This window comes from Terasakiella sp. SH-1, assembly GCF_004564135.1.
Taxonomy (GTDB): Bacteria; Pseudomonadota; Alphaproteobacteria; order Rhodospirillales; family Terasakiellaceae; genus Terasakiella.
The window spans coordinates 2236722-2260351 of record NZ_CP038255.1; the positions used below are offsets into that span (position 1 = coordinate 2236722).

Annotated in this window: 23 protein-coding genes and 1 tRNA gene; 15 read left to right on the forward strand and 9 right to left on the reverse strand. The window is 48.0% G+C overall.

Going from position 1 to position 23630, the window contains the following annotated elements; genetic code table 11:
- Positions 1-6 precede the first annotated feature (6 nt).
- Genes E4K71_RS10275 through E4K71_RS10285 form a run of 3 tightly spaced genes read right to left on the reverse strand, consistent with a single transcriptional unit; the run spans position 7 to position 2451 of the window.
- Positions 7-510, reverse strand: a complete 504-nt coding sequence (locus E4K71_RS10275; protein WP_135079247.1) for a YdcF family protein — start codon at positions 508-510, stop codon at positions 7-9.
- Positions 503-1633, reverse strand: a complete 1131-nt coding sequence (locus tag E4K71_RS10280; RefSeq protein WP_135079249.1) for a CaiB/BaiF CoA-transferase family protein — start codon at positions 1631-1633, stop codon at positions 503-505. The genes E4K71_RS10275 and E4K71_RS10280 overlap by 8 nt, the downstream gene beginning before the upstream one ends.
- Before the next feature lie 2 nt (positions 1634-1635).
- Complete coding sequence (locus tag E4K71_RS10285) at positions 1636-2451, reverse strand: tetratricopeptide repeat protein (RefSeq protein WP_135079251.1); 816 nt, start codon at positions 2449-2451, stop codon at positions 1636-1638.
- Positions 2452-2587: 136 nt separating this feature from the next.
- Between E4K71_RS10285 and E4K71_RS10290 the strand changes: the two genes are divergently transcribed.
- From E4K71_RS10290 to E4K71_RS10315, 6 genes are all read left to right on the forward strand, one after another.
- A complete protein-coding gene (locus E4K71_RS10290) occupies positions 2588-4270 on the forward strand; it encodes a hypothetical protein (protein ID WP_135079253.1) in 1683 nt (560 codons plus the stop codon).
- A 69-nt stretch (positions 4271-4339) separates the two neighbouring features.
- A tRNA-Leu gene (locus tag E4K71_RS10295) sits at positions 4340-4426 on the forward strand.
- Positions 4427-4632: 206 nt separating this feature from the next.
- Entirely contained in the window at positions 4633-5022 is a 390-nt protein-coding gene (locus E4K71_RS10300; protein WP_135079255.1) for a response regulator, read from the forward strand.
- 20 nt (positions 5023-5042) lie between these two features.
- A complete protein-coding gene (locus tag E4K71_RS10305) occupies positions 5043-5792 on the forward strand; it encodes a transporter substrate-binding domain-containing protein (RefSeq protein ID WP_135079257.1) in 750 nt (249 codons plus the stop codon).
- A gap of 20 nt (positions 5793-5812) precedes the next feature.
- Positions 5813-7339: a HAMP domain-containing sensor histidine kinase gene (locus tag E4K71_RS10310; RefSeq protein ID WP_135079259.1), complete on the forward strand. Its 1527-nt coding sequence runs from the start codon at positions 5813-5815 to the stop codon at positions 7337-7339.
- A 17-nt stretch (positions 7340-7356) separates the two neighbouring features.
- A complete protein-coding gene (locus E4K71_RS10315; protein WP_135079260.1) occupies positions 7357-8091 on the forward strand; it encodes a transporter substrate-binding domain-containing protein in 735 nt (244 codons plus the stop codon).
- A 3-nt stretch (positions 8092-8094) separates the two neighbouring features.
- Here the strand turns inward: E4K71_RS10315 and E4K71_RS10320 are convergent, their stop codons facing one another.
- Both E4K71_RS10320 and E4K71_RS10325 read right to left on the reverse strand, forming a co-directional pair.
- The gene (locus E4K71_RS10320; RefSeq protein WP_167730447.1) at positions 8095-9363 is read right to left on the reverse strand and encodes an ATP-binding protein; all 1269 of its coding nucleotides are present in this window, start codon (positions 9361-9363) and stop codon (positions 8095-8097) included.
- Between the two features lie 133 nt (positions 9364-9496).
- Entirely contained in the window at positions 9497-10216 is a 720-nt protein-coding gene (locus E4K71_RS10325; protein ID WP_135079264.1) for a hypothetical protein, read from the reverse strand.
- A 202-nt stretch (positions 10217-10418) separates the two neighbouring features.
- Here E4K71_RS10325 and fabI point away from each other — a divergent pair, with 202 nt between their 5' ends.
- From fabI to E4K71_RS10340, 3 genes are all read left to right on the forward strand, one after another.
- Entirely contained in the window at positions 10419-11189 is a 771-nt protein-coding gene (gene fabI / locus E4K71_RS10330; protein ID WP_135079266.1) for an enoyl-ACP reductase FabI, read from the forward strand.
- 111 nt (positions 11190-11300) lie between these two features.
- Positions 11301-12368, forward strand: coding sequence for a saccharopine dehydrogenase C-terminal domain-containing protein (locus tag E4K71_RS10335; protein ID WP_206201896.1), 1068 nt, complete (start codon positions 11301-11303; stop codon positions 12366-12368).
- On the forward strand, positions 12365-13867 hold the full coding sequence (locus E4K71_RS10340; protein WP_135079270.1) for an aldehyde dehydrogenase family protein: 1503 nt from the start codon (positions 12365-12367) through the stop codon (positions 13865-13867). The genes E4K71_RS10335 and E4K71_RS10340 overlap by 4 nt, the downstream gene beginning before the upstream one ends.
- 197 nt (positions 13868-14064) lie before the next feature.
- Here E4K71_RS10340 and E4K71_RS10345 read toward each other — a convergent pair whose 3' ends face one another.
- Together E4K71_RS10345 and E4K71_RS10350 are read right to left on the reverse strand one after the other, a co-directional pair.
- On the reverse strand, positions 14065-14616 hold the full coding sequence (locus E4K71_RS10345; protein WP_135079272.1) for an SLOG family protein: 552 nt from the start codon (positions 14614-14616) through the stop codon (positions 14065-14067).
- Positions 14617-14707: 91 nt separating this feature from the next.
- Complete coding sequence (locus E4K71_RS10350) at positions 14708-16276, reverse strand: helix-turn-helix transcriptional regulator (RefSeq protein ID WP_135079274.1); 1569 nt, start codon at positions 16274-16276, stop codon at positions 14708-14710.
- Positions 16277-16543: 267 nt separating this feature from the next.
- Here E4K71_RS10350 and E4K71_RS10355 point away from each other — a divergent pair, with 267 nt between their 5' ends.
- The 6 genes from E4K71_RS10355 to E4K71_RS10380 all read left to right on the forward strand — a co-directional run bounded on the left by E4K71_RS10355 (position 16544) and on the right by E4K71_RS10380 (position 22386).
- Positions 16544-17872: a substrate-binding protein gene (locus E4K71_RS10355; protein ID WP_135079276.1), complete on the forward strand. Its 1329-nt coding sequence runs from the start codon at positions 16544-16546 to the stop codon at positions 17870-17872.
- Positions 17873-17968: 96 nt separating this feature from the next.
- A complete protein-coding gene (locus E4K71_RS10360) occupies positions 17969-18985 on the forward strand; it encodes a branched-chain amino acid ABC transporter permease (RefSeq protein WP_135079278.1) in 1017 nt (338 codons plus the stop codon).
- 3 nt (positions 18986-18988) lie between these two features.
- A complete protein-coding gene (locus tag E4K71_RS10365) occupies positions 18989-20095 on the forward strand; it encodes a branched-chain amino acid ABC transporter permease (protein WP_135079280.1) in 1107 nt (368 codons plus the stop codon).
- Positions 20095-20868, forward strand: a complete 774-nt coding sequence (locus E4K71_RS10370; RefSeq protein WP_135079282.1) for an ABC transporter ATP-binding protein — start codon at positions 20095-20097, stop codon at positions 20866-20868. The genes E4K71_RS10365 and E4K71_RS10370 overlap by 1 nt, the downstream gene beginning before the upstream one ends.
- A complete protein-coding gene (locus E4K71_RS10375) occupies positions 20865-21626 on the forward strand; it encodes an ABC transporter ATP-binding protein (protein WP_135079284.1) in 762 nt (253 codons plus the stop codon). Before E4K71_RS10370 ends, E4K71_RS10375 begins: the two co-directional genes overlap by 4 nt.
- Before the next feature lie 163 nt (positions 21627-21789).
- A complete protein-coding gene (locus E4K71_RS10380) occupies positions 21790-22386 on the forward strand; it encodes a c-type cytochrome (protein ID WP_240796790.1) in 597 nt (198 codons plus the stop codon).
- Between the two features lie 69 nt (positions 22387-22455).
- Here the strand turns inward: E4K71_RS10380 and E4K71_RS10385 are convergent, their stop codons facing one another.
- Together E4K71_RS10385 and E4K71_RS10390 are read right to left on the reverse strand one after the other, a co-directional pair.
- Positions 22456-23106, reverse strand: a complete 651-nt coding sequence (locus tag E4K71_RS10385) for a hypothetical protein (RefSeq protein ID WP_135079286.1) — start codon at positions 23104-23106, stop codon at positions 22456-22458.
- The gene (locus E4K71_RS10390) at positions 23106-23522 is read right to left on the reverse strand and encodes an N-acetylmuramoyl-L-alanine amidase (protein ID WP_135079288.1); all 417 of its coding nucleotides are present in this window, start codon (positions 23520-23522) and stop codon (positions 23106-23108) included. The genes E4K71_RS10385 and E4K71_RS10390 overlap by 1 nt, the downstream gene beginning before the upstream one ends.
- Positions 23523-23630: the final 108 nt, after the last annotated feature.

Below are 23630 nucleotides of genomic sequence, written 5' to 3' on the forward strand. Positions count from 1 at the left end.
AATTTCTTATATAGTTTTATGATGTCCCCTTAATATCCGAACTCCATACCAAAGCAAAGCCGGAACCTCATAAAGATAAGAAAAAATTTCATGCCTGAAAAGACGCGGCCCTATATGTGCCACGCGAAATTGCGCCTTGACCCCCAGCACCCGAAACACCAAACGGGCACGCAACAGATGAGAACGATCCGTCACAACGATTATGTTGTTCCATTGTTTCGCACTCATCATTTCCTTGGCAAAAAGGGCATTCTCCAGCGTATTTCTGGATTTATCTTCCAAATAGACAGAATGCGCTTCAATCCCTTGTTTCAACGCAATTTCTGCCATAACCGATGCTTCACTCACCTCATGATGCCGACTGGTTTTCCCACCACAACACAGCAGTGCCGCCCCATATTCACGAGCATAGTCACACCCGCTCAAGGTTCGGCGTAACAAACATGGTGTTGCTTTAGCTTCTGGCGTAACAGCTGCCCCTAAAACAACGACCACATCAAAATTAACCATTTTCCGCAAACTCTTTGCAGATAGCAGTAGAATGTTCTCCAATGGCCGGGATTGGGCCAAAGTTTTGGCCTCGCCCCGTCATTTGCGCAGGGGGGGCAGGTAAATCAATCGGGCCGGTTGGACTTTCCACGGTGATGCGGCGCAAGGCCGGGTGTTTCGATAGGCCAGAAAGGTCATTCACCCGACCAAAAGCGATTTTATGGGTCAGCAGTTTTTCACAGATCTCATCTGCGGAAAACGTGCCAAACACATCCTGTACAGCCTGATCCAGCGCTGCCCTGTTTTCCACACGCAACACGGCTGTTGAAAACGGACCATCCATCGCCCAGTTTTCCTGCCCCATAATCTCCTTGGCAAAACGTACCCATTCCCGTTCATTTTGAATAGAGATCACCACCTGCATGCCATCTTTTGTATCAAAGGCCCCATAAGGGGCAATCGTGGGATGGCGCAACCCCACACGTTTGGGCGAGACCCCGCCATAATCCTGAAATAACAAGGGCACCGTCATCCAGTCCGCCATGCCATCAAATAAGGAAACCTCAACACCGGCTCCCTGACCTGTCACCCCACGTTGGATGATCGCTTCCAAAACCCCTTGGTAGGCATTCATCCCAGCTGCAATGTCACAGACAGAGACCCCGACCCGACCCGGTGCTTCGGGTACACCTGTTAAAGAACACAGGCCGGTTTCCGCCTGAACCAGCAAGTCATAGGCTTTCATATCAGCCGCAGGACCTTCTTGCCCATAGCCGCTGATATCACAAGTAATCAAACCGGGGTATCGTTCACGCAAATCCGCACTCCCAAAGCCTGCACGCTTCGTTGCACCGGGGGCCAGATTCTGAATAAAGACATCAGCCTTCGATAATAACCGTTCCAGCAAAGCTGCATCTTCTGGCTGCTTGATATCAAGAACGAGCGACTCTTTACCCTTGTTCAACCAAACGAAATTGGCACTTTCCCCATGAACTACATGATCATAATGGCGGGCAAAATCCCCTTCGCTGCGTTCAATCTTGATGACACGCGCCCCCGCATCACACAGACGGGACGAACAATAAGGGGCGGCCACAGCCTGTTCCAGAGCCACAACCAGCAGCCCCTCCAATGGTTTTGTCACGATTATCTTGTCCTGTAATCAATCGGTTCGCCCATGTGCGATCCGCCCATAGCATGGCATGCCCGCATCCGGGTAATAAAGGGCTTGCGTATGCGTGGGGTCACACAACGCACCAATGCCTGACTTTGTGGCCCCTGGTTAAATAAATTCAGTTGATGCTGCAATGTCTCAGCATTTTGTTTTGCCAGAGATATCTGAGACGGCCCCATAAATGGTTCCATTCGTTTCAGCAAAGCTGCACTTTTCGGATAGCCTTTCTGCTGGGCCAGATACACCCAGCCCCATGCCTGAACCAGATCCGTCTTCACCCCGATCCCACGGGTCAGCAGTTCCCCATAACGGTATTGAGCTTGCGCACATTCAAGCCGTGCACTTTGCAAGATCAGCTTTGCCCCCCCTTCGGGGTTTGGTTTGGCACCTTTCCCTCCGATCAATAGATTGCCCAACTTTACATAGGCCAGCGCAATCCCCTGATCAGCGGCCTGACGATAAAGATATCCTGCGGAACGATACGCCATGCGCTCTTCTTCAAAATGGGCACGAAACAGCAAATCTGCACTGGGCAGGGCCAGTTTCTGTTCATCATGATCCAATTGGGCAATCGGTTTCATAAACAAACAATTGTAATGCCATGGGAGTTCCGGGGCCAGCCACAACAAACGATGGGCAATGCGTTCACGATGATCCGGGCGCACTTGCTTTTCCGACATAATTTCAGGCAAAGAAGCAGGCGAGGGTAAAGCGCATGCTCCTAAAAACATCATCACAGCCAAAACCAACATGGCGCGTCGTTGCATGGTGTAGCCTTTCTTTTGCACAATCCGTCCTGAAAGTTTAGGCTTTATTTATAAAAGAATGCCTAACAAAAAAGTAAAAACTTCCCTGCGACTGGGTGACAGGGGCGAATCGGCCTGATATGGTAGCCACAGAATATAACAAATAAGGTTAAAGACTGTGGCCATTCAGTTCGTTATTCAGGTTAAAAACGGCACACGCTGGAGCATGTATGGAAGCAAGGATAGCGAAAAAGAGGCTGTGAAGCAGGCTCGCCAACTGCTTAAACAACAACAGGTTGATGAAGCCAAAATCATCAAAAAAGGCGATGGTGCCGATATTGTCGTTTATGATGAAAACCAGAATTCCGTCAAGAAAAAGGCCGGGGTCGGCTATATCGAAACCAGTCCGGTTTATAAAACAGTCGACGATTTATTTACGCCTCAAAGCATTGAGGCCCTGAACAAAATCTTGCGTGAATATTGTGACCAAATGGTTCTAAGCGCAACAGAGCTTCTCCACACCACCGCAGCCATTGAAAAGTTTCAGGACAACAACCTGTCCGCCTCTGTCTTTAATCGGTTGGCTATTCTGCAGGCTGAACAAATCAAGGGTAATGAGATTGAACAACAAAACCTGATTGATGATCTCTTTAGTGCTGCCAAAAAGAAAACCATGATGGGCGGCTTTGATGACATCTCTGAGAAGGGCCTGAACGATCATCTCGCTCAAATCGGAGATTTAAGTACCCCTGATGTGCGCTACCGCCTGAATCTCTCCCTCTCCAAGATCACCACCCGTGCACCGGCCTGGGAAAGCAAAATGTCCGTTTTGTTTGACTTATTAGGTGAAGAGATCGAACCGGAAGACCTCCACGACAATACCAAGACCTTTTTAGACGAGCTTTTTGCCGAATGGTTCATGTTCCCCACTCTGATCCAAGAAATGCTGGGACAACAGCCAGACCGTTACAATGCCATAGATGTGCTGACCAAACTGTGCATCGCCAAATATGAAGCCCGCAAGTGGGACACACCCGGCCTGATCGGCGTTGCCCGCCTTATGTGTAAACTCCCCATGCCCAAAAGCCGCAAGCGTCTGGCAAATCGGGTGGAACATATGCTGCGCAATCGCTCTGCCCTCACCCGTGGGGATATATTTGAAGAAAAGCATGCCTTTAAACAACTGCTCCCCATGTTCATTTCCAGAACAGGGACTATTTTAGGCGGCGAAGGCATGGCAGAAGCCCTGACCATGTGCGGTACCCGCAGTTTCAGCCGGGATAAAAACCTTGATAAACCAGGTGAAGCCATTGACTATATTCTGGAAACGCTGGATGCCCCTATTTTGCAACTGCGCTACCTGTTAACCTTATCCAAATCCCAATTTGGGAAAGATTGTGCCCATATCGTCTGTGACTTCCTGCCTAAGTTCATGGATGGGCCCGAACATATCCATGATATTGTCCATTATAAATTGCCCTTAAAACGCAAACTAAAAGTCATAACTGACTTGCAAAAAGCAGCAATAAAGATTGATTTGCCCAAACAAATGAACCTCACCTTTGTAGAATGGCTGGATAATCTGATTTACAACTATCTGGACGAAGAACATATCATCGACAAGATGGATGACCCGGAAGACAAACTGTTTAACCGTGCAACATCCTTGCTACAATTCTGCGCATCCGGCCTGCTGATTGAAGGCAAAACGCTCAATTGGGTTAGAAACCGTGTACAGGAACATTTACGCCAGCCCAACTTTGTTGAAAAATTCACCGAAGACGTGGAAACCCCAAAGAAAAAGGAACTGGTGATCGCCCAACTGCATGCCATGTTGAAAAAAGCGGGCTTACAGCAATAATCCCTCTTGCATTGAACCACACTCAGCGATAATGTGTGCCCGCTTCATCAATGAGGCACATAACTTTGTGCGGGCGTGGTGAAATCGGTAAACACAGCAGACTTAAAATCTGCCGACCTTTTGGTCTTGGCGGTTCAAGTCCGCCCGCCCGCACCAAGTAATTTCAAAGGCTTAGCTCTTTTAGAGCTGAGCCTTTTGCTTTGATATCCAAGGATATATGGCAATTTAAATTTGGTCCCCAAATGGGGATATCGGCCTTTTCATTCTTATCTGATAATGTAAGCAACTTAAGGAACAGGTCCACTTGATGTGGGCAAAACACTTCATTGCTTTAATAATCATAATAGAAAAAGGCTACGGTTATGGCGTCCATTCTTTTTGTTGATGATGAACCGAAAATCCTGAACGGTATTCGCAGGCAGCTTTATGCCAGTAAACTCGACTGGACCTTTCACTACAGCAACAATGCCTCAGATGCAGTTAAATTGCTGGAAGAGCATGACGAAATTTCGGTCGTTGTCACCGATATCAAAATGCCGGATTTTGATGGATGTGCCCTGATTTCCTATTTACACAGCAATTTCCCTAAAATTCGCCCTATCGTTTTATCCGGGCACTGTAATGAAACAGACCAAAAAAGAATCGAAGGGATGGATATTCCATTTTTCAACAAGCCATTTCCCCTTGACGACCTGATCACAACAATATCATTGTTGCTCGGTGTGGAAAAAATCAAACCTACCGTTCATTGAACGATTTAAAGAGAGATATCATGCGTTCCCTTTTTCTGAGCTGCCTTATTTTATGTGCCGCCCTCCTGTTCCATTCAAACGCCAAGGCAAATGAGGCTCAGGTCGTCAAGCTCTATACCTATCACACGCATCCCCCTTTCATTGTTTCTGACAAGAAAGGGCTGACATACGAATTGGCCGACTTTTTAAACCAACGCGCCAATGGGAAATATAAATTCGTCGTCTCCCCCAGTTCTCGCCCACGGGTTAATAAAGTCATCACAGGCAAAAGTCTGGCGATTGTTCCTTGGGTAAACCCGCCCTGGTTTAAAGATAAGGAAGAAACCAAATATCTTTGGACCGCAGAACCCTTGCTCAGTGACGGGAATTCCATTTTGTCACTGAAATCCAAGGCTGTGGATTATAAAGATGCTCAAAGCCTGAATGGTATGATTTTTGGGGGCCTACACGGCCATCGCTATTCCGGCATTGATGACCATATTGCCCAAGGTGGCAATATTCGTCGTGTAGATGGCGACAATCATATAGACAACCTTGAAAAACTGATCAACGGTGACATTGATTGCATGTTAATGCCGACCTCCAGTGCCCATTATGAAAAAGCTCAGGGGGATCGCTACAAAGATGTCTTCATTGCACCAAACAAGCATTCTTCCTTTAACCGCCGCATCCTTGTGATTAATCACAATCAGGACCTGAAATCTTTTCTGGACCAAGCGCTTGCCAATGATCGCAAGGGTTGGGAACAGCACACTCGCCTCTATCAATAATGCTGGAATAAGCAGCCCGTATGGCACAACAGACACATCGCCCACATAAGCTCGCTTTTCATGACCGATTGGAAGTCAAATTCCTCGGTGTATTTTTGCCTTTGGTCATTATCTTTTCCTTTATCGCCATCCTTTTGGTGGAAGGCATTGAATTCCAGAAGTCAAAGAACCGACATCAAGCAGCCATCGAAAATGTCACCGCTGAGATCATTTCCCTCAGCGGTGAATATCTTTGGAACCTGGATCGCCGGCGCTTGGAAACACTCTTTACCAATCAACTGGAACAGCCCTTTGTCACCGGCCTTGCTATGGTGGATGAAGATGGTGTGATTTTCGTAAAACAGGGCCAGCTGACACTTAGCCCCGATATTACCCTGATAGAAGAAGATATCTTCTTTCAGACAGATGCCTCTCAGGAAAAAATCGGTAAAGTTCAGATTTATTTCAGTGACAGCTATTTAAGTAAGGCTTTTGTCACACGACTGATTCAAAACCTGCCCATCGTTATTATCATCAGCCTGTCGACTATCCTTGGTGCGATTTATGTCAGTCAACATATGATTAGAAAGCCGTTAAAACAGATGGTTCAGGCCATTCAGAACACGGAACATGATCAGTTCCCCTCCCCCATCATGTGGCAGAAGAAAGATGAAATTGCTCAAGTTATCCATTCCTTTAATGACCTGATGCAACGTCGCCAGGAACTGCATCAGGAAAACCAGAAACTTTCAAGCGAACTGTTGGAAGCCCAGAAAATGGAAGCTATTGGTCATCTAGCTGGCGGTATTGCCCATGAAATCAATACCCCCATCCAGTATATCAGCTCCAATATCTACTTTATGGATGATGCACAAAAGCAATATGTAACTTTCCTCAACAGCCTGAAAGAGCAGCTTTCCACCCATAAAGGGAACCCAGATGCCAAAGAGTTGGTCGATTGGATCGAACATAAAATTCAAGAACTGGATCTCGATTTTATCACAGACGAGCTAAATGGCTGCTTATCTGAAACGACCGAAGGGGTTGCCATCATCAGCGACATTGTGCGTGCCATGAAAGAGTTCAACCATAGCGGCCAGAAAAATAAGGTTAGCGTCGATATCAATGGGTGCCTAAAGCGCGCTTTGACCATTTCTTCAAATGAATGGAAACATATTGCCACGGTTGAGGAAAACCTGCACGAAGGTGACTGTAGTGTTCAGGGCTATCATAACGAAATCAATCAGGTCTTGCTGAATTTAATCATGAATGCCACCCATGCTATTGAGGATAACGGACCGGAACGCAAAGGTATCCTTAAACTGACCAGCCAGCTTACCGAGCATGACTGTATCATCAGCATTAGCGACAATGGAACCGGCATCCCCCAAGAGGTCCAGGACAAAATTTTTCTTCCCTTTTTCACCACCAAGGATGTGGGCCGAGGGACCGGACAAGGTCTTGCCTTATGTTACGATATGATTGTAAATAAACATAAAGGCAAAATTTATTTTGAAACCAAAGAAGGACAGGGTACAACTTTCTTTATTAAATTACCGATTGAATAAGGTGTAAAGATACATACATGGGAAAAAGACCAACCATCTTCTGCTTAATACTCACTCTCCTCGGGCTTTCCCTATTACCTGTAAAGGGACAGGCCAAAGATGTCACGGTTGGCATTCCCCATAACCCGCCTTTGATCTTTTATAAAACAAAGGGATCGCCCCAAGGTATCCTCCCTGCTGTTGCCCTGAAAGCATTGGAAAAAATGGGCCACCGCCCCATCTTTCGCCCCTTGCCCTTTGGCCGCATGTATAAATGGCTGCACAGTGGTAAAATTGATATGGCCCTTTCTGTTCTCGCCACACCACAGCGCCAGAAAAAAGCCTATTACAGTGATCCCATTATTATTGAAAAACTGAACCTTGCCGTCAGTCAACAGGCAAATATGTCATTGAACATATCTAAAATCGCCAAACGTGATATCTGTGGGATTATTGGTTTTTCCTATCCAACCCTGACCTTTACCCCCCAAAACATGGTTCTGGAAAAAGATTATCCCAGTTGCCTATCCAGCCTGACCAAAGGTCAGGTCGACGGGGTTATTATCGGGTCCATCACAGGGCCTCATATCATCCAAACAGCCTGGCTTGCAGATCAAATCATGCTTCTGCCCGATGCCATTGGGTCTGTCAAAATCGGGGCGGCCTTAAGCCACAAAGCCTTTAGCCCACAAGACCTGATCCAATTTAATCAACATGTGAACGAGATTTTACAATCCCCATACGGACAGCGACTTCTGGCCCCTTATCAATAGATTCTAAGCTTTGGGTAACTGGATAATAAAGGTTGTTCCCTGCCCTTCCTGCGTTTCAAACGTCAGGCTTCCGTTGTGTTTTTTCACCACGATATCATGGCAGATGGACAAGCCCTGCCCTGTCCCACGTCCCACTTCCTTGGTGGTGAAGAAAGGGGCAAAGATATGGTCTTGTGCCTCTTCGGGGATACCACTGCCATTATCAGAAATACGCACTTCAACATGATCCCCCATATCCTGGGTACTCAGCCCGATGATCCCCTCCCCATCTTTTTGGGAATCTTCAACGGCCTGTGCCGCATTCACGATGATATTGAGGAAAACCTGATTAACCCCATCGGCATAACAATCAAGCTTGCCCAAAGTCTCATCATAATTTTCTTCCACTGTTGCCACATTTTTCCATTCATTGCGTGACACGATCAACGTTGTTTTCAGGGCCTGATTGATATCAACCTGATTTTTCTCTTTTGCACCGGGATGAGAAAAATCGCGCATAGCCGTCACAATCTGGGAAATTTGCTGTACCCCGTAAATGGATTGCTCAAAAGCCAACGGAACCTCTTCCAAAAGGAAGTCCAGATCCAAATCTTCAATCATCTGATCAAGCGTCTGGACGGTTGACGTGAATTCCGGATGACCTTGCAACTGTTTTTTGACCTCAAGCGTTTTAGCCAGCAATCCAAAAACACCTGTCATATTGTCATTCAGGAACTTCAGGTTCGAACTGATATATTGACAGGGCGTGTTGATCTCATGGGCAATCCCACCAGCCAAATGGCCGACAGCTTCCCATTTGGATGCCCGCTCCAATTCCTGCTGCATATGAAGGTGGTCTTCGGCACGTGATTTCACTTCCGTCACATCTTCCAGCAAAATCTGGATGACACTGGTGCCTTCCCAAGGCAAGCGTCCAGCGGTAATTTGCACATATCTTGGCTCACCCGATGCCGTTTTTAAGGCCAGTTCGGGCAAACGCACAGGTTCATCATGTTCAAAGGTAAACATGAAAAGCGTGGAATATTCCCCATGATCATCATGATCGAGAAAATCGAGTAAGTGGCACCCTGTGATTTGTTCGGCGGCCAGCTCCAACAGCTCCAGCGCCTGCTGATTGGCATACAGCATGGAATGCTTTTGGTGAATGACCAGCCCCGTCGGCATCAAGTCCAACAAGGCCCCCAGTTTTTCCTGCGTATCAACCAGCGCCTGCTGGGTAATTAACGCATCATTGGTGCCTTCATCATCGTCAAAGAAAAAATCATCACTCATATACATGCCCTTTCTCCCTACAGTATATGGGAAGCCGCCCCAGAAACACCAGCGCAAACGTGAGATTGAAACCAGGTTTCAACCTTACTATCCTATTGAAAGTAAGGCATTTACCCGACAGGATCATATCAAGCTAACGATCCTTAGCTGTTTGTATGAGCTGATTGATTTCCTCAATTTTTTCAAGGGAGTTTTGAAAGGATCTAATCACCTCAACCAGTAATAAATCCAGATCCAGTTCTTTGATCATGCCATCAAGTTCACCTGCGATCACCACGCTATGATCAGAACCATTTTGCACTTGTTTTTTCAACTCCAGCGCTTTGGCCAGGACAGAAAAAACCCCAACAACCTTGTCGTTGAGAAAAGACAACTGCGTATCAAGCTCCTGACAAGAAGGACTGATTTTATAAACCACATCCCCATATTCCGCCTTTACCTCACTGACATCTTCCAGCAAAATCTGGATCACACTATTGCCTTCCCAGGGTAAAAGCCCGGCTGTCACCTGAAGGGCTTTTTCATCATCTGTGCCAACTTTCAGGTCCAGTTCGGGCAGGCGCACCGGGTCTTTTTGCTCAAACACAGATAAGAAAAGGGAAAAATAATTCCCACCAACATCCTGACCAACAAAATCCAGAAAATGTGCCCCACTAACGGTTTGCGGGGCGATATCCAATAACTCCAGCGCACGTTTATTGGCATAGAGCATAGAGTGTTTTTGGTGAATAATCAGCCCTGTCGGCATCATATCCAACAAAGCCCCCAGTTTTTCTTTTGTATCCACCAGCGCCTGTTGGGTGATCTGCGCTTCATTGGTGCCTTCATCATCGTCGATAAAGAAGTCAACCATACATTCCCTTTCTCACTATCTTGTATAGTGAAACCCACTGTGTATGCATTCTAAATCAGAAATAGAATAAAATATAGTCCTGATGATAAAATAGGATGTAATTTAAAGTTTCATGAAAAATTCACGCAAATTATTTTGCAGCGCAGCAATTTTCGTACTACATGTGAGAGGAACATAACAACAGACGTAAAGGCTCTCTTACATGTTTTCACTTGAAGGCAAAAAAGGTCTCATCATCGGGATCGCCAATGAAGATTCAATCGCTTATGGCGCGGCTAAAGCCCTGCGTGCAATGGGTGCAGATGTCGCTGTCACTTACGTGAACGAAAAAGCGCAGAAATTCGTCGCCCCACTGGCAGAAAACCTCCATGCATCCCTGTTCATGCCCTGTGACGTGCGTGAAGAAGGCCAGCTCAAGGCTGTTTTTGAAGAAATTGAAACCAAATGGGGTCGTCTGGATTTCGTTATTCATTCTATCGCCTTTGCCCCACGCGATGACTTGCACGGCCGTGTGGTTGATTCTTCTCGTGAAGGCTTCTCCCAAGCCATGGATATTTCCTGTCACTCGTTCATCCGCGTTGCAAAATATGCTGAACCACTGATGGAAAAAGCTGGCAACGGCACATTAATCACCATCAGCTTCTATGGCTCTGAAAAAGTGGTTGATCGCTATAACCTGATGGGTCCGGTGAAAGCTGCTCTTGAATCATCTGCGCGTTACATGGCTGCTGAACTGGGGCCAAAAGGCATTAGTGTTCATGCCGTTTCCCCAGGTCCGCTGCTGACACGTGCGGCCAGCGGCATTGACCGTTTTGACGAACTGATGGAAGAAGCCCGTCAAAAAGCCCCGGAAAAGCGCCTTGTCACTATTGATGAAATTGGTGCGCTGTGTGGTTTCCTCTGTTCCAATGAGGCCCGTTCGATCACAGGCAATACAACCTATATTGATGCGGGCTACCACGTCATGGGTTAAGAGAGGCTGCGCCATTCCCACAAAGATTGGGAATGGCGCTGTTTCCCCTTTAAAACCCGCCTCCCCATCCCCATATAAGTACAAAGAAAATAACGACTTATGGGGGCCTTTATGGAAAAGATTGCACTCTTGGGGCTGGGTAATGTCGGGGCACTGGCAGGTATTCTTTTACAAGAAGCCGGCTTTCATCCCACTGGATTTGATAAACTCCCCCCGCGAACAAAACTTCCCTTTGACTGTATCGAGCTGGACCTGACTGACAAGGCCACGGTCAAAAATGCCTTAAAAGATTTTGACGCCGTTCTTTCCGCCCTCCCCTATGCCCTTAATCCCTTAATTGCCGATGTCGCCTACGAAGATGGCTTGCATTATTTTGACCTGACCGAAGATGTCAGCGTCAAGGCACGTGTACAGGAACTCAGCCAAACAGCCGATATTCTTATGGCACCGCAATGTGGCCTTGCGCCGGGTTTCATTGCCATTGTTGCCTCCCATCTTGCGCGAAAGTTTGAAACCATCCGTTCCATTCGCATGCGTGTCGGCGCCTTACCCCAACATCCCACCGGTTTATTAGGCTATGCCTTTAACTGGTCCCCCGAAGGGGTGGTTAATGAATATCTCAATGACTGCGAAGTGATTGAAGAAGGCGAACATAAATGGGTATCGCCTATGGAATGGCTGGAAACCCTGTATGTCAACGGCCAGAAATACGAGGCTTTCACCACCTCAGGCGGGCTGGGCACCATGTGTGAAACCTATCTCGGCCAAGTGGAAAATCTGGATTACAAGAGCATTCGCTACCCCGGCCATGCCCAGCAAATGAATTTCTTTTTCCATGAATTATTGATGCGTGAACATCGCAAACAGGCAGGCGATATCCTGACCAAGGCCAAACCCAAGGTCGATGATGATGTGGTCATCATCCATACCTCTGTCGAAGGGATCATGGAAGGACGCCTGCACCGCCAAGAATTTGTGCGTTCTTATTATCCTAAACTCATTGCAGGCAAGCCACGTCGGGCCATCGCCTGGACAACTGCAGCCTCGGTCTGTAGTGTGATTGAAATGGTCGCAAACGGCATTCTGCCTGACAAAGGCTTTCTCAAGCAGGAAGAAATCAGTCTTGATTATTTCCTGAAAACAAAATGTGGCTCTCTTTATCGGGAGGAAAGATCATGAGTGATATCCAGTCTCTTCTGAAAACACTAGGAGTTCCCTCTCAAAAGGGGGGCGACTTAACCGTTTTTTCCCCCATTGATGGCACAGCGATTGGTCAGCTCCGTCAACATAATAATGGTGAGATCGAAGGGGTGATTGCCGCCTCTCAAAGCGCCTTTAAACAGTGGCGAAATATCCCGGCACCACGTCGGGGGGAACTGGTCCGCCTGTGGGGGGAAGAATTGCGCCACGTCAAAGAAGATATGGGACGCCTCATCACATGGGAAGTCGGCAAAATCCTGCAAGAAGGTATCGGTGAAGTCCAAGAAGCCATTGATATGTGTGACCTTTGTGTCGGACAATCACGCCAGCTTTTTGGCAAAACCATTGCGTCTGAACGCCCCGGTCATCGCATCATGGAACAATACCATCCACTCGGTCCCGTCGGGATCATCACCGCCTTTAACTTCCCCTGTGCCGTTTTTGCCTGGAATGCGGCCAACGCGCTCATTTGTGGTGATCCCATCATCTTAAAACCCTCAGAAAAATCCCCTTTTTCCGGCCTTGCCACATTGGCAGCTCTGCATCGCGCCATTGAAAATTTTGGTTCAGATGCACCGGACGGGTTGGCCCAAGCCATTATTGGCGGGGTAGATCAAAGCAAGGAACTGGTCCATAGCCCCAATATCCCACTCATTTCAGCCACAGGCTCCACAGAAATGGGCCGTTCGGTCGCCGTGGCAGTCGCCCAGCGTTTTGGCAAACGTATTTTGGAACTGGGCGGCAACAATGCCATGATTGTCAGCGAACATGCAGACTTGGACCTTGCCATTCGCGCCATTGTGTTTGGTGCTGTGGGCACAGCAGGCCAACGCTGCACGACCTTGCGCCGCCTGTTTGTTCATTCCCGTGTAAAAACGACCCTGATTGACAAGATTAAAACCGCCTATGCCTCGCTTAACATCGGCAATCCTCTCAATGAAAATACTCTTATCGGCCCCTTGATTGATCGACAAGCCTATGAACAGTTTCAGGCTGGTTGTGCGCAAGCAACCTCAGAAGGGGGCAAGCAGCTTATTGGCGGTGAACGGGTCTTGGGCGAAGACTACCCCGATGCCTATTACGTCAGCCCCAGCGTTTTTGACATGCCGGGACAAACCGCCTGCATGAAACAGGAATGTTTCACCCCCATCCTTTATATCGTGGAATATAACGATTTTGACCGTGCCATTGAAATGCATAACGATGTACCCCAAGGTCTGTCATCCTGCATCATTTCAGATAATATGCGCGAGGTTGAACAGTTCCTGTCAGCCAGCGGGTCTGATTGCGGCATGGCCAATGTCAACATTGGCCCCAGCGGAGCAGAAATCGGCGGGGCCTTTGGCGGGGAAAAAGAAACCGGCGGGGATCGCGAAACCGGATCAGACGCCTGGAAAAACTACATGCGTCGCACGACAAATTCCATTAACTATTCCTCTGACATGCCACTGGCTCAGGGAATTAGTTTTGGCGATTAAACAGATATCAGAAAAGAAAACCCCACCTTGTAAACCGCAAACACAAGAAAAGTGTAAGCGCCTCAAGGTGGGGCAATGTATTGAATGTGGGGCAGCAAAAAACAAAAACACCCCAAAGCGTCATTTCCGACTTGATCGGGAAACTTCATCCTATTGAAAAGATCCCCGCATTCGCGAGGATGACGGGCTTGGGTGAGTTAGCCACACACCTTCAAAATCGTAACCTGTTCTTCTTCCATCAGGCCCTGGCGGATCAGTTCATTTACCGCTTCCTGGGTAATGCGCGGGGCGTCATCATGATTGATTTCCCAGTCCCAGTGACCACGATTATTGATCAAGCGCCCTTTACCTGCCACGTAATAATCCATGATGGCTTTTTCAGTTTCTTGCAGGGCGGCCATATCCACGCCGTAGATTTGGGTATGCACCGTAATTCCAGCCATATTGGCTTCACGCAGCATACAGCTGGCACCGGGGCTTTTCCCATCCCATAACAAGATCAATTGATCCGCATATTTTGCCATGTCGCGATTGCGCAACTCACCCGCCAAACGACCATGGGTCAGCCAGTCTGCCGGGAAACGCTTCACCGGAACATCATGGTTTCCCCCCCATTCTTCACCCATCATATCCACGCCACGGCATGTACCGGATACAATCTCGCTAATCTCAAAGCCGGAATCTGAAATGGTCTTGGCCAGTGCCTCTTTATCTTCAATCTGGCGCGAACCGGCAATAATGGTTTTCATCTTTTCCTCATTGTTCAAATAAGACGTCTCTACCCTTTATATAACACAGCCTGATCCATGCTGCACCTGCGTTATATCAAGTCGCCTTCAATTATTGGGATAAAATCGGGTCTTCCTCACGATGGGCACAATCTGTCCAGCTGCATAAGCGGCAATTCAGCCCAACTTTGGTTGCCAAACGCTCCGCCCCCATGTCCAGCCCATCGGCATAGACCGTCTGTTCTGCATAATGGGCCTCACATGCCAACATGGTCGCCTTCAAGACACGAGGTTGGGAAAAGCCCATATGTTCAATTGTTTCCGCCTTGGCAAAAAAGAGGAAATGCTCATTATTGGGAAACAGGGCCAACTGGCGCACAATGCGCCCTGGTGTTTGAAAAGACGTATAAATATCCCAAATTGGACAGGCGTTCCCATGACGGGGAATGGGCAAGCGCGACAGGGTTAAACGCTTCAACACATGACCGGCCGGGTTGGTATGCATCAAGGCGAAAGGAATGCCTTCATTACCTGGTCTTCGCAAACTCGCCAGCCGGCTCGCTGCCAACTGAAAGCTGGCCGTATATTTACGTGATAACACATCCACGTCATAACGTTCGCGCAAGGCATCTTCTAAAAAAGCATCATAAGGCATCAACAAAGCTCGTGCGAGATAATCAATCAATTCACTGGCGGCCAGTTCCTGTGCGGCAGGGGAAATCAGCAAGTCCGATTTTTTAATCTCCGCAGAAATCACATCGCTCAACGCCAGTTCGACCAACAGACATGCCATTTCATAGCGCCGTGTATGAGCCGAAGCGTAAGTCGGTACCTCCAAAATCCGTGTCATCTGATTATAAGAACATTGGTGTAGCCCGCCCTGAAGCTTTCGCCCTTCCGGGGCAAACTGAACCTGCACATCAAATTTCTGTGCCAGAAAATCCTGAATGCGTACATCACTGGCCCCGGTTTCCAATCCGGCCTCACAAAAAAGGCTTTGGGCGGCCTGTTCCAATTGCTCAAAATACCCGTGATGTTCCAAAATAAAGTCATCGACTTCTTCTGACGGGGTTAAGGATCGTGTCTGAAATTTCGTATTATCCATAAAGCCGCTTAACCCTTCGGCCACATTTGCCAGTTTTTGGCTTTCTTCTGAAAGAATAGCCAGAAAACGCTTTTTCTCATCTTCTTCAATCTCACCGGACTGACCCAAAATTTCAGATGACGAACGAATGGCTGCCGCATTGGTCAACATACGAAACACGGCTTCGTCGACATAAGGCGCATAATTCAACTTTTCCGATAGCGCCTTAATCGTTTGCGCCTGATCCAAATATGCCCGGTAAAGCGTTTTAAGCGCCCGTGCCCAACGCGGATGCTGCCCAACCAGATTCGGTGCCGTCTTATGTGTCAAATCAACCTTCTGGAAAAGTGGATCAACCGTAAGTTCCTGAAGTTCGAGAATCAAACGCCTGTCACTCTCCCCATCCAGCGCCCCTGTCTCTAATCCCAGCTCCGCTGATATGCGCTGCAACAAGGTGCCCCCAATGGCCCGCTTATTATTTTCAATCAAATTCAGATAAGACGCTGAAATCTCCAATTGTTGTGCCAGTTGGGCTTGAGTAACCCCGAGCTCTTTTCGCCTTTTTTTAATCTTCAAACCAATCGGCGCACGTGCCATTTTCGCCTCTTCACAGGTGGGTTCATACCGCACCGCAATGTCAATAATTTACAACTTAACAAAAATTACAGACATAAAATTGACAAAAAAATGACATTACGTCAAAGACTTATTGAGCTTCATGAAAATTACAGGTAACACTAATTGACAATAATAATGTTACCGCAAGGTTCAAAATTGTCTGGGATTAACGACTAAAAATTCAAATAAGCTCGAAAATCTCATTTTATAATGTCAACCAAACAGGGAGTTAAGACTTTGGTAGATATGAAAGTAAATCGTCGTTCGTTTATGAAGGGCACAGCTGTTGCTGCGGCTGGTGTAGCTGCACCTTCTTTCTTCACGCGCAATGCTTGGGGTGCTGACTTCGTAAACAATCCGGGTAACGCAAAGTCCGTTAAGCTGGGCTTTAACGTTCCACAAACCGGTGCTTATGCTGATGAGGGTGCTGACGAACTGCGTGCTTACAAGCTTGCAGTCAAACACCTCAACGGTGAAGGCGACGGCGGTATGCTCAACACAATGAAGCCGCTTTCTTTGAAAGGGAACGGTGTTCTGGGCAAGAAAGTCGAGTATGTAACGGGTGATACGCAGACTAAATCTGATGCGGCACGTTCTTCTGCGAAACGTATGATCGAAAAAGACGGCGTTTTGATGGTCACGGGCGGCTCTTCCTCCGGTGTGGCGATTGCCGTTCAGTCACTGTGTCAGGAAGCAGGCGTGATCTTCATGGCTGGTCTGACACACTCCAACGATACAACGGGTAAAGACAAGCGTCGTTACGGTTTCCGTCACTTCATGAACGCTTATATGACAGGTCGTGCACTGGGTCCGGTTCTGAAAGAGAACATGGGTACAGATCGTCGTGCTTATCACCTGACAGCTGACTACTCTTGGGGTTGGACACAAGAAGAGTCCATTAAAAACACAACTGAAGAGCTGGGCTGGGAAACTGTGAACACAGTTCGTACACCGCTGGGTGCTGGTGACTTCTCTCAGTACATTACACCGGTTTTGAACTCTGGTGCAGACGTGTTGATCCTGAACCACTACGGTAAAGACATGATCAACTCCCTGACACAGGCTGTACAGTTCGGCCTGCGTGACAAGCAAGTGAACGGCAAGCAGTTCGAAATCATTGTTCCGCTGTTCTCTCGTTTGATGGCACAGGGTGCTGGTGACAACATTAAAGGTATCCTGGGTTCCACAGGCTGGAACTGGGCACTGCAAGATGCAGGTTCTCAAGCCTTTGTTAAATCCTTCGGTCAGGAATATGGCTTCCCGCCGTCACAGGCTGCACACACGTGTTACTGTCAGACTCTGCTTTATGCAAACGCTTGTGAAATGGCTGGCACATTCTACCCGCCAGAAGTGATCAAAGCGCTTGAAGGCTTCAAATTCGACGGTATGGGTAACGGTGAAGTGCTTTATCGTGCCGAAGACCACCAGTGTATCAAAGAAGTACTTGTTGTACGTGGTAACCAAAACCCGTCTTCTCAGTTCGACCTTCTCGAAGTTGTGAAGCAGGTTCCGGCTGAGCAAGTGACTTACGATCCGAAAATCTTTGGCGGCGAACTCGGCCCATACAAAGTATAAAAACGTAAGTTTTGGGATAGTCGCCCTCTTGATTGGGGGCGGCTATTCTTTTGACTACAAAGAGAATTTTTATCCTAATTTTTGGAATTGAGAGCTATGGAAGCTGTATTTTTGCAACTTCTCAACGGTCTTGATAAAGGCGGCGCCTACGCATTGATTGCGCTTGGCTTGACCCTTATCTTCGGTACGCTCGGCGTTGTTAACTTCGCCCACGGTGCGACATTTATGATCGGTTCTTTCTGTGCAGTATCCCTGCAAAAGATCCTGACCATGTCGAAAAAAGTCCGTGATGAAAGCGTTACTTTCTTTGAGGCCTATAAAGAAGTCCCTTATCTGGAAATCTGGTTCGGTGATACCGGCAGAGCGCTGATTGATTACACCGTTCCCCTCGCCCTGATCCTTGCTATTCCGATCATGCTTGCCTTCGGATACATCATGGAACGTGGGCTGATCCAACGCTTCTATAAGCGTACTCACGCCGAACAGATCCTTGTGACGTTCGGTCTGGCAATCGTTCTGCAAGAACTTGTAAAAGCCTATTTCGGTGCAAACCCGATCCCGACTCCGGCACCGGACATTGTGTCTGGTTCTGCAGCTATCGGTTCATGGTTTGGCATGTCTGATGCCATCGTTTATCCGTGGTGGCGCCTGATCTACTTCCTGTTTGCTGCTGCTGTTATCGGTGCGGTCTTTGCCTTCCTGCAATTGACCACCTTCGGTATGGTGGTTCGTGCCGGTATGGCCGATCGTGAAACAGTGGGCCTGATCGGTATTGATATCGACAAGAAATTCACAACAGTCTTTGGTATTGCAGCCGTTGTAACTGGTCTGGCCGGTGTGATGTACACACCAATTCTGCCACCAGATTATCATATAGGTATGGAATTCCTTGTTCTGTCCTTCGTTGTGGTTGTTGTTGGCGGCATGGGCTCGCTTCCAGGTGCAGTTGCTGCGGGCTTTATGCTCGGCATTCTGCAGTCCTTCGCATCCATGTCTGAAATCAAAGCAATCCTGCCCGGTATTGACCAAATCATCATTTACCTCGTTGCCGTAATCATTCTGTTGGTTCGTCCGCGTGGTCTGATGGGTCGCGAAGGTGTGATGGAGGACTAAGACATGCAAGCTAAAGATAATTTACTCATCATCATCTTCGCACTCGCCATTTTGACCATGCCGTTATGGGCTGGCATTTTGGGTGCAGGTTATCCTGACCTGCTGCAGAAATTTGCGATCTTTGGCCTGTTTGCCATCGGGTTTAACATCCTGTTTGGTTTCACAGGTTATCTTTCCTTCGGTCACGCTGCCTTTCTGGGTATTGGCTCTTATACAGCCATGTGGTCGTTCAAGCTGTTGTCCATGAATGCTATTCCGGCAATCATCTTTGCAACACTGATCTCTGGCCTGTTTGCAATGGCCATCGGCTTTGTGGCACTGCGTCGTTCTGGGATTTATTTCTCCATTCTGACACTGGCCTTTGCCCAGATGTGCTACAATCTGGCCTATTCTGTACTAACACCTGTCACAATGGGTGAAACTGGTCTGACGCTGGCCGCTGATGATCCCCGTATCTTCGGTGGTACCTCCACAGATGGCGGCGCATTGCCGTTGCCGGACCTGTTTGGTATGGGTCTGGGGGGCTATAATGGCTTCTATTTCTGTGCTGTGATCCTGATCATCGGTTTCTATATCTCTGTTCGTCTGTATCGTTCCTCTTTCGGTCTGATGCTGCTGGCAGTGAAATCTAACCAGAACCGTATGAACTACACAGGTTTGAACACAAAACCCTACCTGCTGTCTGCTTTTGTAATCTCTGGCATGTATGCTGGTCTGGCTGGCGCCTTGATGGTTGTCATCGATCCGCTGGCAGGTGCAGAACGTATGCAGTGGACGGCGTCTGGTGAAGTTGTACTCATGACCATCCTTGGTGGTGTCGGCACTCTGCTTGGCCCATTCATCGGTGCTGTTGTGATCAAATACTTCGAGAACATCTTCTCTGCATTCAACGATGCTGTTCTCAACCAGGTCTTTGGTTTCCTTCCTGACTTCATTCAGGGTGCGTGGGTTTCCTTCGCCGGTCTGTTCGTGGGTAAAGGTTGGCACCTGACACTTGGTGTGCTGTTCATGCTGATCGTAATCTTCCTGCCAGGTGGCGCAATGGAAGGCTTCCGTCGCATCAAAGAAAAGTTCTTCAAAAAAGAAGCTGCAACAGAAGGAGCTGAATAATGTCATCTATTCTTACTGTTGAAGGCGTAAACAAGAACTTCTCAGGCTTGAAGGCTCTTGATGATGTGAATATCACCATCGAGCAAGGTTCTGTTCATGCGATCATCGGTCCAAACGGTGCAGGTAAGTCAACTTTCCTGAACTGTTTGGTTGGCCGCTTGATCCCGGATACGGGGACCGTTACCTATTTCGGCCAGGGCAAACCGGAAAACCTTTCCGGCGTTGCCCCGCACGAAATTAACCAAAAAGGTATTTCTCGTGTATTCCAGACACCTGAAGTTTTTGAAGATCTAACCATCTTTGAAAATGCAATGATCCCGGTCATGGCCCATCTGGATGGGGCTTACAAACTCAATTCATGGGGCGGCGTACTGTCTCGTGGCGAGGTTGTGGACCATGCAGAAGAAATCCTGACGGAAATGGGGCTCATTGAAAAGCGCGATTTCCATTCAGGTTCCCTGTCTCGTGGTGATAAGCGTCGTCTTGAGTTGGCCATGTGTCTGGCACAAGATCCAAAGCTTCTTCTTCTCGATGAACCGACTGCTGGTATGGCGCGTGCTGATACCAACAACACAATTGATCTTCTCAAGAAGATTGGGGAAGAACGTAACATCACAAAAGTCATCATTGAGCACGACATGCATGTCGTATTCTCTTTGGCGACAAAAGTGAGCGTTTTGGCCCGTGGTCATATTATCGCAGAAGGTGCCCCTGAAGAAATGAAGGGCGATGCCCGCGTACAAGAAGCTTACCTCGGAGGAGCGCACCTATGAGTGATCCTAAGTTCCAAAAAACACTTAAACCTGTTAAGTCGCATGGTTCAGACCCTGCTTTCTTCTCGGTTTGGGATGTTCATGCCTATTATGGCGAAAGCTATATCGTGCAAGGGGTTAGCTTCGATATTCACGAAGGTGAAATCGTGGCACTTTTGGGCCGTAACGGTGCAGGTAAAACATCAACTTTGCGCGCAATTGCCCGTACAGATGATCCACAAGTTACCAAAGGTGAGATTTGGCTTGATCACGAAGCTCTGCATGACATGAAGTCATTCCAGGCGTCTCGTGCTGGTCTTGCACTGGTACCGGAAGATCGTCGCATTATCCCTGGTCTGACCGTTCAGGAAAACCTGGAACTGGCTCAGATTGAAGGGAAAAAAGGCTGGTCGATTGAGCGTTTGTATGACCTGTTCCCACGTCTTGGTGAACGTAAAGCTCAGATCGGCACCACCCTATCCGGTGGTGAGCAACAGATGTTGGCTGTGGCCCGTGCCCTGGCAAAAGACATTAAACTGTTGCTGCTGGATGAGCCCTATGAAGGTCTCGCCCCGGTTATCGTTCATGAGATCGAGAAAACACTTGAGGATATCAAGAAGCTCGGCATCACGACGATCATCGTGGAACAAAATGCGATTGCCGCCCTTCACTTGGCGGACCGCGCTATCATCATGGACTCCGGTCAAATCGTCTTTGACGGTACGGCCCAAGAAGTTCTGGATGACGAAGCGCTTCGTCAGGAATATCTGGCAATCTAACCCTATTCTAGGGAGGAGAGGGCCTTTCCCGGCGTAAAGCCGGGGGGCCTGATCTCATAAAAAGAAAAGCCTGCACCCCTCCCGGTGTGGGCTTTTTTATTGCCAGATCAACGCCCCTCCCCCATGATGAGAACAATCAGCACATCATAAAAAAGGATAAGCTATGCGGCGCACCCTCACTTCACTCGCCTTAATCAGTTCTCTCACTCTGGCCCTGACAGCCTGTAATGACGAGGCCCCGAAGGTTGAAAAGAAAGAATCGGCAAAGACTGTTGAAAAAACAAAGCCTGCACAGGACATGACGCCTACAGAAGCCTTGGATAATATGAAGCGTGATGCTCAAGCTGTTGCCAATAAGGCAACCTCTCTTGCCAAATCTGCCGAAGAGGCCACGCAAAATGCCCTGTCCGATCTCACCAATATGATCGCATCCGGTGATGCCACACGCGGGGCGAAAGTCTTCAAAAAATGTAAAAGCTGTCATACGGTGGATGCAGGAGGCAAAAATAAAGTTGGCCCCAATCTGTTTGGGATTGTTGGCCGTGTGCCGGGGACGTATGAGGGCTTTAAATATTCCAAATCCATGCAAGGCTATGGTGCCCCGTGGAGAGAAGACACTATTGCTGATTATGTTGCCAACCCGACAGCCTTTTTGAAAGAAGTGACAGAAAGCAAATCTGCCAAAAGCAAAATGACGTTCAAACTGAAAGACAAACAATCCCGTCTTGATGTCGCGGCTTATCTTACCACATTGAAGTAATGATCATCCGCAACTTAATTGAGGATCCAGACTAACTCAAAGCTGACTGGATCCTCGTATCAATTCACCCTATTTAAACAAGCCGCGCAAGTTCCCCCAGAAACTGTTCACCGACCCGGCCACATCAGATACGCTAACGCCATCTTTGACCCCACGGGCCTTACCGATTTCACGAACGCCCATGTAAGCCATAATGACTCCAGCTGCCCAGCCAATCATATCGCCATAAAGCCCATTGACCACATTGCCCATTTCAACCAACCCAATGGCATTAGGCGTCTTTGCCCAGGCAGCGTTCAGAACATTATAGAGGGAAATGATCATATTGATCATCACCAGCATCACCGGGGGGAAGACAACAGCAATCACCATCCAGCGCACCGCCCAGGGTCGGGTTGTCATACGCATAACCGCAATGCGGCCACGCTCTTCTGCCGGGATAGCATTGAGCGTTTCCGCATCAATCTTACCGCCTTGTACTATCAGGCGTGTGGTGATGGCTTCATACGCCTGAATTTCAGTTTTCATGCGGGTAACAAACTGCTCTGATTGCTCAGGCGTTAACTTATCCACCTCGGTTGCCAGTTCTTCCGGTGTCGTGGCAGTTGAAGGTTCACCCTTTACTTCTTCAACCACTTTTTTACCAATATTAAACAGTTCAGCACCACTTTTCAGGACACTGAAAATTGCTGGAATTGCAGCTAAAAACGGAGCAACCATTACACACCTACCAAACTTTTAACATCGAAAGACGGGCATGCCTTATTCGCAACATCACAATGACCAATAATCTTGGCCTGTGGATATTGTCCTTTCATTTCCTCTAACAAATTAGCCAGGGCTGCATATTGCGCGAAAGTAAAATTCGATTGCGCCTGACCATCCGGCCCGAGTCCGCCAACCAGACAAATGCCGATCGACTTGTCATTATAGCCTCTGGCATGGGCACCAATGGCGTCGTCATGACGGCCCTGTTCAATGGTCCCGTCTCGTTTAATCACCCGGTTATAACCGATATCGGCCCAACCGTTTTCATTCACATGCCAGTCGCGAATTGTCTGGGCGTCAATATCCATATCCGCCTTGGTCGCACTGCAATGAATGATAATAAAATCCGTCCTCTCTCTTACAGGCATAACAACCTCCTCAAATTGTTTTTATTAAGTAAAGCACCATTTAAGAGGATACGCCTTTTTCACAACCCCTAAAAGAAAAAAAAGGCTCCAGACAACTCCAGAGCCTTT

Excerpts from the sequence above, each read along its gene's own strand:
- E4K71_RS10275 (WP_135079247.1), bottom strand. The coding sequence starts at position 510 with ATGGTTAATTTTGATGTGGTCGTTGTTTTAGGGGCAGCTGTTACGCCA.
- E4K71_RS10300 (WP_135079255.1), top strand. The coding sequence starts at position 4,633 with ATGGCGTCCATTCTTTTTGTTGATGATGAACCGAAAATCCTGAACGGT.
- E4K71_RS10305 (WP_135079257.1), top strand. The coding sequence starts at position 5,043 with ATGCGTTCCCTTTTTCTGAGCTGCCTTATTTTATGTGCCGCCCTCCTG.
- E4K71_RS10310 (WP_135079259.1), top strand. The coding sequence starts at position 5,813 with ATGGCACAACAGACACATCGCCCACATAAGCTCGCTTTTCATGACCGA.
- E4K71_RS10315 (WP_135079260.1), top strand. The coding sequence starts at position 7,357 with ATGGGAAAAAGACCAACCATCTTCTGCTTAATACTCACTCTCCTCGGG.
- E4K71_RS10320 (WP_167730447.1), bottom strand. The coding sequence starts at position 9,363 with ATGAGTGATGATTTTTTCTTTGACGATGATGAAGGCACCAATGATGCG.
- E4K71_RS10325 (WP_135079264.1), bottom strand. The coding sequence starts at position 10,216 with ATGGTTGACTTCTTTATCGACGATGATGAAGGCACCAATGAAGCGCAG.
- fabI (WP_135079266.1), top strand. The coding sequence starts at position 10,419 with ATGTTTTCACTTGAAGGCAAAAAAGGTCTCATCATCGGGATCGCCAAT.
- E4K71_RS10335 (WP_206201896.1), top strand. The coding sequence starts at position 11,301 with ATGGAAAAGATTGCACTCTTGGGGCTGGGTAATGTCGGGGCACTGGCA.
- E4K71_RS10340 (WP_135079270.1), top strand. The coding sequence starts at position 12,365 with ATGAGTGATATCCAGTCTCTTCTGAAAACACTAGGAGTTCCCTCTCAA.
- E4K71_RS10345 (WP_135079272.1), bottom strand. The coding sequence starts at position 14,616 with ATGAAAACCATTATTGCCGGTTCGCGCCAGATTGAAGATAAAGAGGCA.
- E4K71_RS10350 (WP_135079274.1), bottom strand. The coding sequence starts at position 16,276 with ATGGCACGTGCGCCGATTGGTTTGAAGATTAAAAAAAGGCGAAAAGAG.
- E4K71_RS10355 (WP_135079276.1), top strand. The coding sequence starts at position 16,544 with ATGAAAGTAAATCGTCGTTCGTTTATGAAGGGCACAGCTGTTGCTGCG.
- E4K71_RS10360 (WP_135079278.1), top strand. The coding sequence starts at position 17,969 with ATGGAAGCTGTATTTTTGCAACTTCTCAACGGTCTTGATAAAGGCGGC.
- E4K71_RS10365 (WP_135079280.1), top strand. The coding sequence starts at position 18,989 with ATGCAAGCTAAAGATAATTTACTCATCATCATCTTCGCACTCGCCATT.
- E4K71_RS10370 (WP_135079282.1), top strand. The coding sequence starts at position 20,095 with ATGTCATCTATTCTTACTGTTGAAGGCGTAAACAAGAACTTCTCAGGC.
- E4K71_RS10375 (WP_135079284.1), top strand. The coding sequence starts at position 20,865 with ATGAGTGATCCTAAGTTCCAAAAAACACTTAAACCTGTTAAGTCGCAT.
- E4K71_RS10380 (WP_240796790.1), top strand. The coding sequence starts at position 21,790 with ATGCGGCGCACCCTCACTTCACTCGCCTTAATCAGTTCTCTCACTCTG.
- E4K71_RS10385 (WP_135079286.1), bottom strand. The coding sequence starts at position 23,106 with ATGGTTGCTCCGTTTTTAGCTGCAATTCCAGCAATTTTCAGTGTCCTG.
- E4K71_RS10390 (WP_135079288.1), bottom strand. The coding sequence starts at position 23,522 with ATGCCTGTAAGAGAGAGGACGGATTTTATTATCATTCATTGCAGTGCG.